Raw genomic sequence first — 17,488 nt, 5'->3', positions numbered from 1 at the left:
CTCTCAGGCCTGCTGAGGCTCCGGCTTGACCCCGCCCATCGCCGCCGCGAAACGCGCCGCCGACGAGGCGAGGAACTTCTTGCGCTCGACCGGCTCGAGCAACCCGACCACGACCGCGACGAAACCAGCGAGCGTGGCCACGGCGACGACGCCCTGCGTGATGTCCGCGAGGAGCTTGAGCCACGAATCCGCCGCCGGACCCGCGTTGCGGAGCGCGAGCACGACCACGCCCGTCACCATCATGTTCGCGATGGCGAGCGGCAGGAGCTTGGTCCAGCCGAGCTTCATGAGCTGGTCGTAACGGAAGCGCGGCAGCGTCCAGCGGAAGAAGATCTGCACCCAGGTGACGAACACGGTCTTGCCGAAGAACGCGATCGCCGAGATGAGGCTCACCGCGAGGTGCGTCATCTTGTACTGGAAGAGCACCGTGTCGCCGAACGCGATGTTGAGGCCGTCCGGGTGCAGGAAGGGCAGCGAGTAGCCGCCGAAGAAGAGCGCGACGAGCAGCGCGCTCGAGAAGACGAGCTCGATGTACTCGCCTGTCATGAACATGCCCCACTTGAACCCCGAGTACTCGAGGAAGTAGCCGGCGACGATCTCACTCTCGCCCTCGGGCTGATCGAAGGGCACGCGCTTCGTCTCCGCGCAGAGCGCCGTCAGGAACAGGACGAACCCGAGCGGCTGCACGAAGACGCCCCACGCGTTCTGGCCCTGCCACACGGCCATGTCGCTCATCCGGACGCTGCCGTAGATGAGGAAGAGGCCGACGAGCGAGAGGCCCATCGCGACCTCGTACGAGACCATCTGGCTCGACGCGCGCAGGCCGCCGAGGAGCGCGAACTTGTTGTCGCTCGCCCAGCCCGCGATCGCTGCGCCGATGATGCCCGTGCCCGCGATGCCGAAGACGTAGAGGATGCCGACGTTCAGATCGATGATCTGCAGCTTCACGCGGAAGCCGTTGCACGCGCCGCTCGCGGGGACCGTGGCGAGGAGGTGTCCGAGGTCCGAGAAGTCGAGCGTGCCGTTCTTGTTGCCGTCGGCGAAGCAGAGGTCGTTGCCGAAGGGAATGACGGCCATGACCGCGAGCGCCGAGAAGACCGCGAGGACCGGCGCGAGGCCGTGGAGGAGGCGATCCGCGTTCTTCGGGATGAAGTCCTCCTTCCAGATCATCTTGACCGAGTCGGCGAGCGCGTGGAGCGTGCCCGCGAGGCGCAGCGGGATCTTGCCGTCGGGCACGCGCGAGGTGGCGTAGAGGCCGACGAGCAGGAAGACGCCGCCGAGCACGAAGCCCGAGACCTGCGCCGCAAGCGGGATCGCCGCCGGCGGCACGAGGCGCCCGGCCACGAGGCCGATCGCGTGCACGCCGAGGCCCGCGAAGAAGATCGAGCGCGGGTCCGTGTCCTCGAACATCTGCTCGGCGCGGTTGATCGCGCCGCCGCTCCGCACCTTCGCGCAGAGCACGAGCAGGCTGAACCAGGCCACGAGGATCGTGAGCTGCACGTTCATCGTGAACCGCTCGGCCGCCGCGCGTCCCGCGAGCTGACCGAGCGAGGAGAAGATCGCGAGCACGCCGAAGAGCGCGGGCGGCAGGAGCACGATGACCCGCGCCACCATGTTCGGCAGGTACACAACCGCGCGGTTCGGGCCGACGCGGTCCTGCACCATCGCGCCCTGCCGGCGGTCGGCCCACGTGCTGAGCGCCGCCATGTTCAAGAAGAACAGGGCCAGGATGAGGATCTTGACGACTGCCAGGACGATCTCGACGAGGCTCATGCGCTCACCTCGGGCTTCGCGGCCCGATCCGCGTCACGGCTCGCGAGAGGCGCCTCGGGCGTCATCGCCCGACGCACGTCCGCGAGCGTCTTTTCGGTCATCGCGTAGCCGAGCTCCTTGCCGAGCTTCGCCACGAGCTCCCAGCCCGGACGCGCGTCGCCGCGCGGCTTGAGCGCGCGCTCGCTCTTCTGGGCGAGGCCCTGGCGGTTGACGTACGTGCCGTCCGCCTCGGCCCACGCGGTCGCGGGCAGCGCGACGTGCGCGGCGCGCGCGAGCGGCCCGTCGTGCGCGGCGATCGTCACCACGCCCTTGAGCTTCGACAGCGCGCTCTCGGCGTCCTTCGCGTCGACCTCGATCTCGGCGCCGAGCGCGATCACGAACGAGTACTTGCCCGCCTTGATCGCGTCGAAGAGCGCCGCGATCGGCTTCGGCGCCGGCGCGCCCGCGAGCTGCATGACGCCGAGCGTGTTCGGGTTCTTGTCCTCGCTCATGAGGATCTTGTCGCCGCGACCGAGCGGACGACCCGACACGTAGAGGTCCTTCGCGCCGATGAACGTGCGCGCGAGCTTGAGGAGCGCGAAGTTGTCCTCGTTCGAATGCTGCGCGCTGAGCACGATGGCGACCCGGCTCGGATCATCCTTGATGCCTGCGAGCTGATCCTTCGCCGCCGCGAGCGCCTCTTCGAGGCTCGCGTCCTCGCCGCCGACGAGCGCCGTGCCGAGGCGGCCTTCGACCGCGCGCCGGTACGAGAGCATGCCCTCGTCGCACATCCAGTACTTGTTGACCTCTTCGTTGTCGCGCGGGCGGTGCCGATGCGGCACGTTCGACCGCGGATCGTAGTCGAGGTACGCGTTGCAGCCCGTCGCGCAGCCCTGGCAGACTGTGCGCGCGCTGCGGAGGAACCACACGCGCGCCTTGAAGCGGAAGTCCTTCGAGGTCAGCGCACCGACGGGGCAGACGTGCTCCGTCATGAGCGTGTAGTCGTGGTCGAGCTCGCGGCCCGGCGAGACGACAATCTCGTTGAGGTTGCCGCGCTCGCGCACGCTGAGGACCGGATCCTTCGCGACCTCGGCCGTGAAGCGGACGCAACGCGTGCAGATGATGCAGCGCTCGGCGTCGTAGACGATGGTCGGCCCGAAATCGACGGCCTTCGGCTTGTGCACGACCTCCTGCTGCATGCGCTTGCCCGTGCCCTGGTGCTCCAGCCAGTAGTCCTGGAGCCGGCACTCGCCTGCCTGATCGCAGATCGGGCAGTCGACCGGGTGGTTCAGGAGCAACAGCTCCTGCACCGCGCCGCGCGCCTCCTCGACGTGATCGCTGCCCTCGGAGAGGACCTCCATGCCGGGCGCGCAGGCCTGCTGGCAGGCAGGGACGAGCTTCGGCTTGCGGGCAGGGACGTAGTCCTTCTTCTCCGGATCCCAGCGCAGAATGTCGAGCTGCATCGCGGGGCGGCCGGGAGGCGGCGCGACCTCGACGAGGCACATGCGGCAGTTCGCCGCGACGGAGAGGCCCGGATGCCAGCAGTAGTGGGGGATGTCGATGCCGGCGCGGTGCGCCGCTTTGATGATGGTTTCCCCTTGCTCGAAGGGGATCTCGCGCCCGTCGATCTTGATCGTAGCCATCTCAGTGATCGCACTCCCCGCCGATCATGTTGAGGGAACCGAACGTCGGGACGACGTCCGGGATCATCAGGCCCGTGATGAGCTGCTCGAGGCCCTGCGTGGTGGCGAAGCAGGGGGGCCGGATCCGCACGCGGTAGGGCGTGCCGCTGCCGTCGGAGACCAGGTAGAAGCCGAGCTCGCCGTTGCCCGCCTCGGTGTACGAGTAACACTCGCCCGCCGGGATCTTGATGCCCTCCATCACGATCTTGAAGTGCTGGATGGTGGCCTCGATGGTCGTGTAGACGTCCTGCTTCGGGGGCAGGATGATCCGCGGATCCTCGATGTTGATCGGGCCCTCGTCCGGCATTTGATCGAGCGCCTGCTCGATGATCCGCCACGTCTGCCGGATCTCCTCCTGGCGACACATGAACCGGTCGTAGTTGTCGCCCGTCGTGCCCACCGGCACGTCGAACTCCATCCGGTCGTAGACCATGTACGGGTGCGCGCGGCGCACGTCGTACGGCACGCCCGAGGCGCGCAGAACGACGCCCGTCCACCCGAGCGCGAGCGCGTCCTCCTTCGACATCACGCCGACGCCTTCGAGGCGGTCGAGGAAGATGCGGTTCTTGAGCAGCATCTTCTCGCCCTCGTTGATGAGCTGGAGCACGCGCGGCACGCCCGCGCGGATCATGTCCTTGAAGTGCTTCGTCGGCGGGCTCGCCATGCCGCCCACGCGACCGAAGCTGTGCGTGACGCGCGCGCCCGTCTCCTCCTCGAAGATGTCCCAGATGATCTCGCGGGCGCGGGCGAAGTAGAGGAACGGCGTGAACGCGCCGAGCTCCATGCACATCGCGCCCGAGCAGATCATGTGGTCGCAGATGCGCGCGAGCTCGCCGAGCGCCACGCGGTAGTACTGGCAGCGCTCGGGCACCGTCACGCCGAGCATCTTCTCCACCGCGAGCGCGAAGCCCACGTTGTTCAGCATCGGCGAGACGTAGTTGCAGCGGTCGACGTACGGGAAGATCTGCGTCCAGGTGCCCCGCTCGCACATCTTCTCGAAGCCGCGGTGCAGGTAGCCGATCTGCACGTCGGCCTTCTGGATCATCTCGCCCGAGAGCTCGAGCACGATGCGCACCGTCCCGTGCATCGCCGGGTGGGACGGGCCCATGTTGAGCATCATCGGCTCGCTGGGCAGCTCGAGGAGGCCCTCCTCGAGATCACGATCCAAGGGTTCCATGGCTCAGTTCGTCTCCTCGCCCCGCGGGTAGTCGTGGGTCTGTCGCCCGAACGGCATGCCCTCGTCGATGCCGAAGGGGGGCAGCTTGTCGGGGACGTTGCGCAGCTCGACGAGCGGCTGGGTCTTGTCCGCCGGATAATCCTTGCGAAGCGGGTACCCGACAAACTCGGGGTACATCAGGATCCGCCGCAGATCGGGGTGGCCCTTGAAGTTCACGCCGAACATGTCGAAGCACTCGCGCTCGAACCAGTTCGCGCCTTTCCAGACGGGCACGAGCGAGTCGATGTCCGCGCCGTTCGCGTCCTCGTCGCCGATGCGCGCCTTCAGCCGGATGCGATGGTTTCGCTCCATCGAGCGCAGATGCAGCACGACCTCGAAGCGCGGCGTCTGCCGGCCGAGGTAGTCGACGGCGGTGAGGTCGACGAACATGTTCATCGCGCACTGGGGATCGTCCCGGAGAAACCGCGCGATCTCGCGCCATTTCTCGGGGTTCACCACGGCCGTGTCGTCGCCGAACTGCGAGTGGGTCTCGTAGATGTCGTCGCCGAACTTGCTCTTCAGGATTTCGAGGACGCGCTTGCTCATGTTGCGGTGCTCTTCTTGCCGAGCCTGACGAGGTTGCCCGCTTGCACGATGGGGTCGCGGCGAGGCTTGACGATCGCGGGCGTACGGTCGCCACGCGCGATCTTGTCCTGCAGCAGCAGAAGGCCATCGATCACGGCCTCCGGGCGCGGAGGGCAGCCGGGGACGTAGACGTCGACAGGAACGACTTTGTCGATGCCCGCGAGCGTCGTGTAGTTGTCGTAGAAGCCGCCGCACGACGCGCACGTGCCGAACGCGAAGACGTACTTCGGGTCCGCCATCTGCTCGTAGATACGCTTGAGCGCGGGCGCCTGGCGCTGGCTGATCGTGCCCACGACCCAGAGCAGGTCCGCCTGGCGCGGCGAGAAGCGCGGCGCTTCGGCGCCGAAGCGCGCCATGTCGAAGCGCGGGCTCGCCATGGCCATGAACTCCATCGCGCAGCACGCCGTGATGAACGGGTACTGGAACAGCGAGTACTTCCTCGCCCAGTTCAAGAGCGCATCGAAGCGCGTCGTCGCGAACCCGGTCTCCGATCCCTCGAGGACCTGGATCGTCGTGCCAGCGCCGCCAGTGGTCATTTCTCCCATTCGAGGGCTCCCTTCTTCCAGATGTAGAGCAGCGCCACCACGAGCATGAGGATGAACGACCCCATGGTCGCGAGGCCGATCCAGCCGAGATTCTTGAACTCCACCGTCCACGGGTAGATGAGCACCGCTTCGATGTCGAAGACCACGAAGAGGATCGCCGTGAGGTAGAACTTGACGCTCGGCTTGACGAAGCGGCCGCCCGTCGTTTCGCTCCCGCACTCGTACGGGATCATCTTCTCCGGCGTCGGGTTCTTCGGTCCGAGCACGGTGCTGATCGTGAACAAGGCGCCCGCTAGGACCGCCGCCACGATGAAGAGCAGGAACAGGGGGACGTAGGTGGACAACATCGTTTGCTCCGGGTGCTCCGGGTGCTCCGGGTACGTGGTGTACCCGGTTCTGGTGCCGACCGAGAAGGTGCGGACCTCTCTCGCGATCGCTCGCGATCACGAGCGGGCGCTGGCAGGCTCCGAGATCACGCGAAATCCGTGCGATCTCGGCACAATCGCCGCGGCTATGTAGCTTTGGCGTTCTGGGGTGTCAATTGGGCGGCCAGGGTGTATAGGGGCTCCAGGAGCCCGGTCAACTCCGGGAGCTCAACACGAGCCCACGGAACGCCGTCAGCGCCGTGCCGAGCCGGGTCTCGATCTCGCGGATCTCCTCGATGAGCTCGGCGTCGGGCACGCCCGCCGCGCGGGCCTCCCGCACACACGCGAACGCGGCCACGTAGCGCTGCCGCTTCACGTACGCCTTCGCCAGGAGCGGCCAGATGAGCTTGGGCGGCGCGCCGAGGCTCGCCGCGCGCCGGAGCCCGCCGATGGCCTCCCCTGCACGCCCGTTCTCGAGCTGCGCCTCCCCGAGCCGGCGGAAGATGTCCGCCGCCGCTGCGCCATCCTGCGCGTATTGCACCGCGAGGCGCATGACCTCCTCGCCTTGATGCTCTTCGCCGAGCTTGACGCACGCCGTGCCGAGGAGGCCGAGCCCCTTGGCGATGAGCGCGCGCGCGTCGGTCGTGAGCATCTGCCCCTCGGGCGTGCGGAGGAAGATCGCGAGCGGCGCCGGCCACGCGCCGAGGAGCTGCACCACGCGCGACCAATCGTTGCGCTGGCTCGCTGCCTCGGCCTCCGCCACGCGCGTCAGATCGATCGCCGAGCGTGAGCCCGCCGAGGCGCGCTCGAGCTCCTCGCGCACGTGCGCTCGGATGCGCGCGCGGAACTCGCTGAGCTCGTACGTTTGCTCGAGGCCGTCGCGCAGCACGAGCAACCTCGACGTGCGACCGTCGACGTAGAGCTTGCGCAGGCTGTAGCCGAAGAGCGGCGCGAGCAGGAGGTAGCGGACGCCGATGTGGAGCTGCAGCGCCTCGATGTCCGTGTCGCGCTCCGGCGGGCCGGGCGTCGCGTCCTCGGTGAGGAGCGCGCCGACGAGCCGATGCCGGAAGTCGGCCAGCGTCAACCGCTGGACCTCGCTGTCTTCTTCCTCGTCGCCCGGAGGCGCGATGACGAAGTCCACGAGGGTGTTGTCGGGGTTGCGGCGGTCGACCGTGAGCGCGGTGATGCGCGCTCCTGTGATCATCGAGAAGGCGAAAAACGTCTCGCCGACGATGTCGCAGAGAGCCTGAAAGCTGCCGATCCCATCGCCGATGCGCTCGAACCAGCCGTCGGTGCGGACCGCATCGAGAGAGAAAACTCGTTCCTTCGCCATGAGCGGGAGATTGGGGAGAGTCGCACGAGCCGCGCGGGATGTCACCGCCCGTGGTCGTCGCCGCGAGCAGTCTTGCCCGTCCCATGGGTCGCCGAAAAGCCCCCTTCTGCGAAGAATTTTGTGGCTCTTGCCACAACGAGCACGCAATCCGGGGGGCGAGCCCACCAATCGGCGTGTCGCCCGCGAATTTTGCGCGCTTGCGTCTTCAGGTCGCCGGGCGCGCGCTGGCGGAGGCGCGCACGTGGCGCTTGGGGCGCGCGCCGATGTTCGCCACGTCGAAGCTCACGCTGCCGCCGAGGCTGTCGCTCGAACCGCCCTTGCCGATGTTCGTGCCGCCTGTGCTGCCGTCCGGCATCTGGAGCTGCGAGACGACCTCGACCATCACGATCGCGCCCGCCGCATACGACTCCGGCAACGTGAACTGTCGGCTCGCGAGCCGCCCGCTCACGGCGCCCGCAACTGCGCTCCAGTCGCCCGCGTTGCCCGCCGACGAACGCACGACACGCACGCTCGCCACTCGACCGCCGGGTGCGATGCGCACTTCGAGCGTGGCGCGCGAGACGTCGGGCGTGCCCGAGCCGCGCACGACGTCGGAGACGACACTCGCGATCGTGCCCGCGCCCGGCAGATCCAGGCCGAGCTGTCGATCCTTCTCGCGCATCACGTCGGAGATCACGCGGCCCGCGATCTTGCGATCGACCTCGGGCGGAGGGCCGACCGTGGTGGGCGCGGGCTTCGGCTTGCCCGTCTCGGGGATGACGCCGGGCATCGCCCACACGGGCCCGCCGAGGCCCGGGATCCCAGGGCCCCCGCCGGGCACCGCGGGCGGCGGCGCGCCGTACTCGTCGGGCGGCGCGGCCGAAGGCATCGCCGTGGGCACGGGCTCGACCTGCTGCGGCTCGACGGTGTTCGGCTGCGTGTTCGGCTCCACGACGCGCGGATCGACCGCGTCCGTCACGCGCGGACGCGTATCGTTCATCGCGACGGCGGGGTCCTGCGGACGCTCGAAACGAGGTTCGTCCGGGCGCATCGGCTCGATCGGAACGTCCTCGATGTCGATCTCCATGCGCCGCGCCATGCCGCTCGAGATCGCGAGGAGCGGGCCATTCGGCCGCGGCGCGACCCGAGCGACGACCGGGATGAAGAAGTGCAGCCCGGTGGCGACGAGGACGAACGGGAGAAAGCGCACCTACAGGGACCTTGGTCCGCGCGCGTCGGCGCCGCAAGGGAGGAATTCGGGGGGCGCGCGGGGATCACGCCCTGCTAGGCGGTGGAGATCGCAAAGAGCCTGGGATCTCGGCCTTCAGCCTTCGAGGCGGGTGACGGCGCGCTCGACGAGGGCGGGGACCATCTCGCGGCGCCACTCGGTGTCGTCGTCGACGTTCGGGAGGGGTTTGCACTCGGCATAGGCGCCCTCGGCGAGCTCGCGCGCGGCGACGTCGAAGGGCGTCCCAGGACGGACGTTCGAAGCGGCGCGGACGCGGCGCGGGCGAGCGCCGAGCGCCGAGACGACGACGTCCGCGGCGTCGACTCGCGCGGTCTCCACGCCCGAGACGTCGAGCCGGACGGCGATCGAGAGCAGCGGGAAGTCGATCGCGTTCCGGCGCCGGAGTTTTTCGAAGCTCGAACGGCGACCGGGGCGGCGCGTGATCGAGACACGCACGACGAGCTCGCCGGGTTCGAGCACGGTGTTCTTGATGCCGTCGGCCACGTAGAAATCGTGGGCGGCGACGATGCGCGCGCCGCGCGGGCCGAGGAGGTGGAGGTCGGCGTCGAGCGCGATGAGCGCGGGCGCGGTGTCGTTCGAGGCGGCGGCGACGCAGCGCGATCCGCCGCGCACGACGTGGCAGACGGTGCCGTCCTTCTTGAGGCAGAAGCCCAGCGATTTGCGCCAGAAGTAGGTCTGGTTGTAGTAGCGGCAGCGCGTGTCGAGGCAGATGTTGCCGCCGAGCGTGCCCATGGCGCGGTGGTGCGGTCCGCCGACCTGGCCCGCGGCCTCGGCGAGCGCGGGCGCGATGCGGCGCACGAGGATCGAGCTCTCGATCTCGGCGAGGCGCGCGCCGGCGCCGAGGACGAGCTTGTCGTCGTCGCCCTCGCGGTCGAGCGAGATGCCGCGCAGCTCGTCGATGCCGGCGATGGAGACGACGTGGTCGGGCTCGACGAGCCCGTGCTTCATGTTGGGCAGCACGTCGGTGCCGCCCGCGAGGACGACGGCCTTGTCGCCGAGGCGCGCGAGCAGATCGAGCGCCGCCGAGAGGGTGCGTGGCCTGTGATGATCGAAGACGGGCAGCGGTAACACCAGGACCTCACTCCGCCGCAGCAGTCGCGGTGGCTTGCTCGTCGGCTTGCTTCTTTCGAAGGGCCGAAAGGACTCGCGCGGGCGAGAAAGGGAGCCTGTCGACGCGTACGCCGACGGCGTCGAAGATGGCGTTCGCGATGGCCGGGATCGACGGATGCAGCGGGCCTTCGCCCGACTCCTTGGCGCCGAGCGGGCCCTCCTGATCCTCGGACTCGACGATGAGCGCGTGCAGGTCGGGGACGTCGAGGCTCGTCGGGATGCGGTAGTCGAGCAGGTTCGGCCCCTTGTGCAGGCCGTCGGGTCCGATGACGTGCTCTTCGAGCAGCGCCTCGGCCGCGCCCATGTACGCCGATCCTTCCATTTGCCCCTCGACGATCGTGGGACAGAGGGCCTTGCCGCAGTCGTGCGCGACCCAGATCTTCTCGACGCGGACGAACCCCGAGCGCGCGTCGACCGAGACCTCGGCGACGTGCGCGGTGAACGAGTACGCGGGCGAGGCGCCGATGGTGCCGCCGCGGTACTCGCCGCCGAGCTTCGGCGTGTTGTAGTGGCCGACGGCGCCGAGCGTGCCGAACTTCGCCTCGGCGAGCTGGATGGCCTCGGTGACGGAGACGCCGCGGGCCGGGTCGTGCACGACGACGAGCGCGCCGCGCGTGACGAGCACGTTCCGCGGATCGACGTCGAGCTTCTCGGCGACGGCGGCGACGAGCTTGCTCTTGATCTCGCGCGCCGCCATCAGGCACGCGTTGCCGTTCATGAACGTGCCGCGCGAGGAGTAGGCGCCGAGGTCGACGGGCGTGAGGTCCGTATCGCCCGAGATGACGCGCACCGACCCGAGATCCAGGCCGAGCTCGTCGGCGACGAGGACGGCAAGCATGAGGTCGCAGCCCTGGCCGATCTCGCTTTGACCTGAAAAGACCGTCACCACGCCCGAGCGATCGACCTTGAGCTGCACGGCGCTCTGCGGCATCGCGTTCGGGTAGATCGCGTAGTTCGTCCCGCTGATGTACGCGCTCGTGGCCACGCCGAGCCCGCGCCCCTTGGGCAGCTTGCCAAAGCGGTCTTTCCAGCCGCTCGCCCTCTCCACGGCGTCGAGGCATTGCTCGATGCCGTTCGAGGTGACGCGCAGGCCGTTCAGCGTGGTCGTGTTCGGCGGGACGAGGTTCTTCCGGCGGAGCTCGATCGGATCGATCGCGAGCGCGCGGGCGATCTTGTCGAGCGAGACCTCGAAGGCGAAGCGCGGCTGCACGCTGCCGTGGCCACGCTTCGGGCCGCAGGGAGGCTTGTTCGTGAAGAGGCGCGTCGAGCGGAAGCGGTAGGTGTCGGCGAACGCGGGCAGCGTGAGGAGCTGGCCCGAGTAGTAGGTCGTGACGAGGCCAAACGAGGAGTACGCGCCGCCGTCGATGAACGTGCGCGCGTCGACGCCGGTGAGCTTGCCGTCGCGCCTCGCGCCGACCTTCATGTGGATCTGCATCGGGTGCCGCCCGCGATGCGCGTAAAACTCCTCCTCGCGCGTGTAGAGGAACTTCACGGGGCGGCCCGTGACCATCGCGAGCTTGGCGGCGCAGAACTCGAGCGAGAAGGGTTCGCTCTTGCCGCCGAAGGCGCCGCCGACGGGCGGCTGGATCACGCGGATGCGCGTGGGCGAGACGCGCAGGACGCGCGAGAGCTCGCGGTGCAGGTAGTGCGGGACCTGCGTCGTGGACCAGACCGTGAGCAGGCCGTTCTTGTCGAGGTTCGCGATGGCGCAGTGGGTCTCGATCGGGACGTGCGCGCTACCCTCGTAATAGTAGTCGCCCGCGATGACGACCTCGCTCTCCGCGAGCGCGGCGTCGACGTCCCCGAACGAGAGGTCGACCTCCTTCGAGACGTTGTCCTTGCCGCCCTTGCCGAGCCCGACCTCGGGTTTGTCGATCGCGGTTTGCAGATCCGTCGCGGCCGGCAGCACCTCGTACGCGACGTCCACGAGCTCCGCCGCCTCGTGCGCGATGCGCTCGTCGGTCGCGGCGACGGCGGCGACGGCGTCCCCGACGAAGCGCGCGTGGTCGAGGGCGAGCGGGTACTCGTCCGGCGTCCAGGGGATGATGCCGAAGCGCTCGGGCATGTCCTTGCCCGTGATGACCGCGAGCACGCCGGGCTTTGCGAGCGCGCGTGTCGCGTCGATGCGCACGATGCGCGCATGGGGATGTGGCGAGCGGACGATCCGACCCCAGAGCATGCGCGGCAGGTGGATGTCGTCGGTGTAGCGGACCTGCCCGGTCACGCGCGGCGCGAGCAGCGTGCGCGTGCGGCTGCCGACGAGACCTCGAAGCTCACTCGGCTTTCGCGTGTCCGTCATGGCTAGCCCTGCCTCCCCTCGCGCGAGCTCTTGTTCGAAGGCAAAGGCGGAGGCGTGTTCTCGATCCCTGGCAGTCCCACGCCCGCCTCCGCCTCGCCGCGGCGGATCTTCGCCGCGAGCTCGATCGCGTCGACGATCTTCCCGTACCCCGTACAGCGGCAGAGGTTGCCCGCGATCGCGCACTTGATCTCGTCGCGCGTGGGCCGCGCGTTCCGGTCGAGCAGCGCGGTCGCGGTCATGAGCATGCCGGGCGTGCAGAACCCGCACTGCCCGCCGCCGAGCCTGTCGAAGCCGTCGAGGAGCGCGTCGATGTGCGGCGCGCCTTCGAGCGTCTCGACCGTGCGGACCTCCTTGCCGTCCGCATCGAGCGCGAGCGTGAGGCAAGAGAGGGTCGCGACGCCGTCCACGACGACCGTACACGCGCCACAATCCCCCTTGTCGCAGCCCTGCTTCGTGCCGACGAGGTCGAGGTCGTACCGCAGCGCTTCGAGGAGCGTCCTGCGCGCAGGGACCGCGAGCGCGACGGCGCTGCCGCCGATCTTCATGCACATCGGTACGAGTTTTTCCATGGGCTCCAAGGGCTCAGATGCAGACGCATCTTCGGGCGTCGCGTGGTAGGGGCGTACCTCGAAACGCGCGCCGCGCATGTTCGCGCCGGCGATCGGATGCCCCGCGGGGATGGGATATCGGAGCGCGCGGGAAGCGAGCTCGCAGTACTCGACGAGGCGCGCCTCGGGGACACGGGGGCGCGCGCCGAGGAGGCCGAGGTTCTCGACGAGCAATTCGAGGCTCGTGTTGCCGACCCGCTCGCCGACGCCGAGGCCCGTGCCGTGCACGCGATCGACGCCCCGGGCGGCGGCCCATAACGCGTTCGGCAAGCCGATGCCGCGGTCGTTGTGCCCGTGCCAGTCGAGCTCGACGTGCCGCGCGCCAAGCTCGTCAAGGGTGTGGCGCGCAAACTCGACGAGCGCCTCGATGCCGTACGGCGTGACGTGGCCGGTGGTGTCGCACAGGCAGATGCGGCTCGCGCCGGCGTCGATGGCGGCGCTGTAGAGGTTGCGGAGGACATCGGGGTTCGAGCGGGTGGTGTCCTCGGTGACGAGACAGAACGGCAAGCCCGCGGCCTTGGCCTCCCGCGCGGCGGCGGTGATGGCGCCGACGAGGAAGTCCGTGTCCCACCCTTCGACGGCGAGGCGAATGGGGGAGCTGCCGATGAAGGCGTAGACCTCGATGGGGATCCCGGCGCGATCGGCGGCGCGGGCGATCCCGTGGACGTCAGCGACGACGGTGCGCGCGGCGGCGGTGGGGACGAGGCCGAGCTTGGAACGGACGATCTCGCGGCAGAGGAGGAAACAATCCTCGGCATTGGCGAGGCCGGCGGCGGGGAGGCCGACGCTGACGACATCAACGCCGATCGCGGCCATGGCGTAGAGCAGATCGATCTTCTGCGCGGCGTCGGGCTGGTGGCCGGCCGCGCTCTGCAATCCATCCCGGAGGGTCTCGTCGACGACCTTGATGGGCCGCACCCTGCGGGCGAAGTCGCGCCGCACAGGCCCACCGGAGAGGGAAATCGCGCGGCCCGATGCATCGACGAACGGGACGCTTTCGTTCCAGTCGTACATGAGAACCCCCGGGATGCTTCCGAGGTGATGAGTACCACGGAACGAGGTTCGGCCGGGACGCGGGATCGCGCGGACGTACGGGGAGAAAATGATGGCGCGGTGCGGCGGAGGACGCTGGCTGCGCGTCGTTTCTTTGCCACGCCGATTCAATCATCCCCTCTTCGTGAAGTTCCTTTTCGAGGACGCCTTTTCTACCGAGTCGACCCGCACGTGGATTCGCCGGTCGTCCTTTCGCCCCCGCTCCGAACACCCGATCCCCGTATCGAATCTCACACTCCCCTGCTCCGACGACTCGATCCCCTGCTCCCGCAGCTCGATCCCCTGCTCCGAACACTCGATCCCCGTATCCGTCCCTACACTCCCCCGCTCCCGCCTCCTCGATCCCCACCTCCGCCGACCGATTCCCCACGGGGACCCGCTTCCCAGAGCAGGGGACTCGGCGGACGCAAGCAGGATTCCGTCGCTTCGGGGACCGTCACATACGTCCCGATCGGGAACCACCCATTACCCAGACCCCCCAGGGAGGTTCCATATGGCAAGGCTCACGATTGGTCAGAAGGCTGAACGCGTCCTCAAGCTCCTCATCGCCCTTCGCAACCCGCGGATCGCCGCCGCCCTCGCCCGGCACGGCTTCACGGGCGCCGACCTCGACGAGGGATGGACGCTGCTCAAAAACGTGACGCGCACGAAGCTCGATTTCGTCGAGGCCCCGCCCAATACGGACCCCGATGCCCTGCGCGCCCTCGACGCATGGGAAAATCAATGGTTCGTCATCGGTGATGCCACCCTGAAGCGGCACGCGCCGGAGGTTCACGCGCAGGTCTTCCGAAACCTCTCCCAAACCGACGGCATGGCCGTCATCGTCTCCGTCGGCACCTTCGTCGAACGACTCGACATCATCGACCGTCCCGAATGGGACGGCGGATTCGGTCAGGCGGGGAAAGATGCGCGGAGTCTCCTCGCCCAGCGTGGGCTCACGGAGCAGGTGATCGACGAGGCCAAGGCGCTGCTCGAAAAATTCCGCAACGTCGACGGGCCGATCCCCGACCTCGCAAAGATCGCCGCCGAGGACGAAAGCTTCGAGAAGGCCGAGGCGGCGCTCTGGGCCTGGTACCTCGAATGGAGCGCCATCGCGCGACGAGCCATCACCCAGCGCAGCCTGCTCCGGCAGCTCGGCTTCCTGCGCACGACGCCGAGCGGAAAAGACGTCGACGTGACGGACGACGAGGCCCCGGAAGACGCGCCCGCCTCGCGCACGCCGCCGCTTCGAGATGACGCCGCCGCGATTTCGGCGTAATCCTTCCCTATCGTCCTCCCCCTGCTCCTCGGCGTCCTCGCCGCCCTGATCCTCGGGCTGCTGCTCGTCACGGCGAGCGGGATGATCCCGCGCCCGCGCGCGGAGCGTCGCGCGCTGGAACGAAGCACCGAACGCGCGAACGCCGTCGCGGACGCCCTCGGGTTCGTCTCCGAGCAGGACGCCGAGATCCCCACCACGTTCCGGCTGTATTCCCCCGCCACGCCCGACGACGTCACCTTGTGTATGGGCTCGCCCGCGCTCGTCGCGGGGTTGTTCGAAAAAGAAAAGCTCATCGACTGGATGACGCTCGAAGGCAAAGGCCCCAAAGGCTTGCCCGCAGGCGTGAACGTGCGGACGCCCGTGCGGACCGTCTTCGAATGGCGCGACGGCCTCCCCGGCGAGGCGCCGACGCTGGTCACGCCCGGCGGCGTCGAGCTCGTGATCGAGAACGAAGCGGGCTCCGCGTTCGATAACGAGGCCCTCGCCGAATGGGTCGATTCGTTCCCCAAAGGAATTTGGCTCGTCCTGATGAGCGCCAGCGCGCTGGAGCTGCGCGCCCATGCGCCCGCGACAGACGACGCCGTGCACTGCGCGCACTCGCTCCTCGGGCTCGCTTCGTCCCTGCCCAGGTTATCCGCCAGAAAACGCGGCGATTGACACCCTCCCCCGGCTCGTGCTCCCGTGCCGACATCTTGGGACCTCAAAGGATCCACGCGCAGGGAGGATGATGCCGTGAGCCGAACGATGACGTCCGCGATGGTTGCTTCGTTTCTCTTTCTCGTCGCATGCGGTGGCGGAGGCAGCGCCCAGGTCGAGCTGAAGACCGGCGGCGACGCGACACCGCCGCCGTCGGATACCGCAGCAACCGCTGCCGCCTCCGACGTGGGCGAGGCGCACCTCAAGGGTGATCACCTGGAGATCGATCACCAGATCCTGTTCGACACGGACAGCGATCACATCAACGAGGCGCAGTCGCAGAAGGTCCTCGGCGACCTCGTGGCCCTGCTCAAAGCGCACCCGGAGCTCGTGCACCTGCGCATCGAGGGGCACACCGACGTGCGTGGCTCGGCCGAGCACAACCAGGATCTGTCCGAGCGGCGCGCCAAGGCCGTCGCGCAGTACCTCAACAGCCACGGCCTGCCGAACGTGAAGATCGACTCGAAGGGCTACGGCCAGAGCAAGCCGCTCTGCTCGGAGGACTCCGACGCGTGCCACGACAAGAACCGGCGCGTCGAGTTCCTCGTCGTGAAGGACTGAGCCGTCACGCCACCGACGGGAGCGCGGGCTCGCTCGGGGCCCGCAGGATGATCCGACGCACGGCCTCCGGATCCGTGATGCGACGAAGCACCGGCTGGAGGCCCTCGGCCTCACGCTCGCCGAACGCGCCGCTCGACGCAAAGGCACGCGCGCGCGGGCCATCGAGCACCAGGAACAGATCGTTGAGCCCGCCCGCCGCGGGGCTGTCGATGACGTCGACGATACGCGTGCGTTCGAGGTGCAGCTCCTCGTCGCCACGCTGGATGAGGACCCGCCGGTTCGTCACCCAGTAACGCGTTCGCGTTTCGAGCCGAGCAGGCCGGACGATCGAGGCGTACACGACGAGCGCGCCCGCCGAGACGAGCAGGAGGATCGTCAACGCGAGCGAGGTGACGAGCGCGAAGAAGGAGAGCGATTCGGGCGAGAGGCCGCCACGCACGACGGTGCGGGTCGCGTGCACGGCGTGGGTCGATGAGACGATCGCGGCGACGAAGAGGCCAATGCCGAGGGCGAGGCCGAGCGCCGCGCGTCCGCTCGACGGGAGCCACTTGCGAAGGCCGTCGGGCGGATGGCCCGACCAGAGGACACGCTCGCCATCGTCGAGGCGCTGTGCGAGGAGGCGCTGGCCGTCGCCCGCCGGCGTGGAAGGCGTGACGCCGCGGACGATGGCCCAGACGCGGTCGGGCGCGATGAGGCCGGTGAAGACGATCGCGAGGCGACGGCGCAAGGCGCCCGTGGGCACGGCGCGCACGAGCTCGAGGTCGCCGATGCCAGGCCGCTTGGGGTCCCAGTGGATGCGGGCGAAGCTGATCGCCGATCGATCCATCATGCGCCGGAGCCGGCCGCGCTCCAGGATGATGTGGCGCTCGGTGACGACGAACTCGAGCTCGCTGCGCCACCACTTGGGGCCGAGCGCGAACGCGACCGCAAGCACGGCCATCCACGCGGCGAACGCGAGGAGCGCGCCGGGGCTCGATCCGAGCGCCGTGGCGACGACGACGGCGGACGCGGTGGTGATCGCCGAGACGACGCCCGCGATCCCCGCCGCGATCTGGTAGAGCACCGGGCACGTGACGGCCTTGGGGCGCCCCGACCAGACTACCGACTCCTCGAAGAGCGAATCCCGCTTCAACGAACGCCCTCCGCCGTGGTGACAGTGGAGCGTGGAGTGTCCTTGGGTCACCGTAAAGGGGGACC

General features: G+C 68.8%; 15 protein-coding genes and 1 pseudogene. 3 read left to right on the top strand and 13 right to left on the bottom strand.

Annotated features, from left to right (window positions below):
* Window positions 1-3 precede the first annotated feature (3 nt).
* The 12 genes and pseudogenes from QHF89_RS01235 to QHF89_RS50095 form a co-directional block, all read right to left on the bottom strand.
* Window positions 4-1,773, bottom strand: coding sequence for a complex I subunit 1/NuoH family protein (locus tag QHF89_RS01235; protein WP_136965247.1), 1,770 nt, complete (start codon window positions 1,771-1,773; stop codon window positions 4-6).
* Window positions 1,770-3,395, bottom strand: coding sequence for an NADH-quinone oxidoreductase subunit G (locus QHF89_RS01230; protein ID WP_136965246.1), 1,626 nt, complete (start codon window positions 3,393-3,395; stop codon window positions 1,770-1,772). The genes QHF89_RS01235 and QHF89_RS01230 overlap by 4 nt, the downstream gene beginning before the upstream one ends.
* Before the next feature lies 1 nt (window position 3,396).
* Complete coding sequence (locus tag QHF89_RS01225) at window positions 3,397-4,611, bottom strand: NADH-quinone oxidoreductase subunit D (protein ID WP_136965245.1); 1,215 nt, start codon at window positions 4,609-4,611, stop codon at window positions 3,397-3,399.
* Window positions 4,612-4,614: 3 nt separating this feature from the next.
* Window positions 4,615-5,196, bottom strand: a complete 582-nt coding sequence (locus QHF89_RS01220; protein ID WP_136965244.1) for an NADH-quinone oxidoreductase subunit C — start codon at window positions 5,194-5,196, stop codon at window positions 4,615-4,617.
* Complete coding sequence (locus tag QHF89_RS01215) at window positions 5,193-5,771, bottom strand: NADH-quinone oxidoreductase subunit B (protein WP_136965491.1); 579 nt, start codon at window positions 5,769-5,771, stop codon at window positions 5,193-5,195. Before QHF89_RS01215 ends, QHF89_RS01220 begins: the two co-directional genes overlap by 4 nt.
* Complete coding sequence (locus QHF89_RS01210) at window positions 5,768-6,127, bottom strand: NADH-quinone oxidoreductase subunit A (protein ID WP_232379645.1); 360 nt, start codon at window positions 6,125-6,127, stop codon at window positions 5,768-5,770. The genes QHF89_RS01215 and QHF89_RS01210 overlap by 4 nt, the downstream gene beginning before the upstream one ends.
* A 232-nt stretch (window positions 6,128-6,359) precedes the next feature.
* Window positions 6,360-7,478, bottom strand: coding sequence for a tetratricopeptide repeat protein (locus QHF89_RS01205; protein ID WP_136965243.1), 1,119 nt, complete (start codon window positions 7,476-7,478; stop codon window positions 6,360-6,362).
* A 205-nt stretch (window positions 7,479-7,683) separates the two neighbouring features.
* Complete coding sequence (locus QHF89_RS01200) at window positions 7,684-8,667, bottom strand: hypothetical protein (protein ID WP_136930420.1); 984 nt, start codon at window positions 8,665-8,667, stop codon at window positions 7,684-7,686.
* Window positions 8,668-8,781: 114 nt separating this feature from the next.
* Window positions 8,782-9,777 (bottom strand): FAD binding domain-containing protein, encoded by a 996-nt coding sequence (locus QHF89_RS01195; protein WP_136965242.1) that lies wholly within the window; start codon window positions 9,775-9,777, stop codon window positions 8,782-8,784.
* A 7-nt stretch (window positions 9,778-9,784) separates the two neighbouring features.
* Window positions 9,785-12,115 carry a xanthine dehydrogenase family protein molybdopterin-binding subunit gene (locus QHF89_RS01190; protein ID WP_136965241.1) on the bottom strand — a complete coding sequence of 777 codons (2,331 nt, stop codon included), beginning with the start codon at window positions 12,113-12,115 and terminating at the stop codon, window positions 9,785-9,787.
* Window positions 12,116-12,117: 2 nt separating this feature from the next.
* Complete coding sequence (locus QHF89_RS50100) at window positions 12,118-12,684, bottom strand: (2Fe-2S)-binding protein (protein ID WP_136965490.1); 567 nt, start codon at window positions 12,682-12,684, stop codon at window positions 12,118-12,120.
* Window positions 12,685-12,852: 168 nt separating this feature from the next.
* Window positions 12,853-13,737, bottom strand: a pseudogene (locus QHF89_RS50095) (2-isopropylmalate synthase); the annotation flags it as partial.
* Between the two features lie 532 nt (window positions 13,738-14,269).
* Here QHF89_RS50095 and QHF89_RS01180 point away from each other — a divergent pair.
* The 3 genes from QHF89_RS01180 to QHF89_RS01170 all read left to right on the top strand — a co-directional run bounded on the left by QHF89_RS01180 (window position 14,270) and on the right by QHF89_RS01170 (window position 16,291).
* Window positions 14,270-15,034 (top strand): hypothetical protein, encoded by a 765-nt coding sequence (locus QHF89_RS01180; protein WP_136965240.1) that lies wholly within the window; start codon window positions 14,270-14,272, stop codon window positions 15,032-15,034.
* Window positions 15,035-15,115: 81 nt separating this feature from the next.
* Window positions 15,116-15,691, top strand: a complete 576-nt coding sequence (locus tag QHF89_RS01175; RefSeq protein WP_136965239.1) for a hypothetical protein — start codon at window positions 15,116-15,118, stop codon at window positions 15,689-15,691.
* Between the two features lie 75 nt (window positions 15,692-15,766).
* Window positions 15,767-16,291 carry an OmpA family protein gene (locus QHF89_RS01170; protein WP_136965238.1) on the top strand — a complete coding sequence of 175 codons (525 nt, stop codon included), beginning with the start codon at window positions 15,767-15,769 and terminating at the stop codon, window positions 16,289-16,291.
* A gap of 4 nt (window positions 16,292-16,295) precedes the next feature.
* On the opposite strand, the gene QHF89_RS01165 is transcribed toward QHF89_RS01170, so the two are convergent.
* Window positions 16,296-17,423 carry a hypothetical protein gene (locus QHF89_RS01165; RefSeq protein WP_136930426.1) on the bottom strand — a complete coding sequence of 376 codons (1,128 nt, stop codon included), beginning with the start codon at window positions 17,421-17,423 and terminating at the stop codon, window positions 16,296-16,298.
* Between the last annotated feature and the right edge of the window lie 65 nt (window positions 17,424-17,488).

The organism is Polyangium sorediatum, from assembly GCF_029946465.1.
Lineage (GTDB): Bacteria > Myxococcota_A > Polyangia > Polyangiales > Polyangiaceae > Polyangium > Polyangium fumosum.
The sequence above is the reverse complement of the archived record's forward strand: the minus strand, read 5'-3'. Positions and strand labels throughout refer to the sequence as shown.

What these genes read in the sequence shown, in the direction of transcription:
- QHF89_RS01235 (WP_136965247.1), bottom strand. Translation starts at nt 1,773, where the DNA reads ATGAGCCTCGTCGAGATCGTCCTGGCAGTCGTCAAGATCCTCATCCTG.
- QHF89_RS01230 (WP_136965246.1), bottom strand. Translation starts at nt 3,395, where the DNA reads ATGGCTACGATCAAGATCGACGGGCGCGAGATCCCCTTCGAGCAAGGG.
- QHF89_RS01225 (WP_136965245.1), bottom strand. Translation starts at nt 4,611, where the DNA reads ATGGAACCCTTGGATCGTGATCTCGAGGAGGGCCTCCTCGAGCTGCCC.
- QHF89_RS01220 (WP_136965244.1), bottom strand. Translation starts at nt 5,196, where the DNA reads ATGAGCAAGCGCGTCCTCGAAATCCTGAAGAGCAAGTTCGGCGACGAC.
- QHF89_RS01215 (WP_136965491.1), bottom strand. Translation starts at nt 5,771, where the DNA reads ATGACCACTGGCGGCGCTGGCACGACGATCCAGGTCCTCGAGGGATCG.
- QHF89_RS01210 (WP_232379645.1), bottom strand. Translation starts at nt 6,127, where the DNA reads ATGTTGTCCACCTACGTCCCCCTGTTCCTGCTCTTCATCGTGGCGGCG.
- QHF89_RS01205 (WP_136965243.1), bottom strand. Translation starts at nt 7,478, where the DNA reads ATGGCGAAGGAACGAGTTTTCTCTCTCGATGCGGTCCGCACCGACGGC.
- QHF89_RS01190 (WP_136965241.1), bottom strand. Translation starts at nt 12,115, where the DNA reads ATGACGGACACGCGAAAGCCGAGTGAGCTTCGAGGTCTCGTCGGCAGC.
- QHF89_RS50100 (WP_136965490.1), bottom strand. Translation starts at nt 12,684, where the DNA reads ATGGAAAAACTCGTACCGATGTGCATGAAGATCGGCGGCAGCGCCGTC.
- QHF89_RS01180 (WP_136965240.1), top strand. Translation starts at nt 14,270, where the DNA reads ATGGCAAGGCTCACGATTGGTCAGAAGGCTGAACGCGTCCTCAAGCTC.
- QHF89_RS01175 (WP_136965239.1), top strand. Translation starts at nt 15,116, where the DNA reads ATGATCCCGCGCCCGCGCGCGGAGCGTCGCGCGCTGGAACGAAGCACC.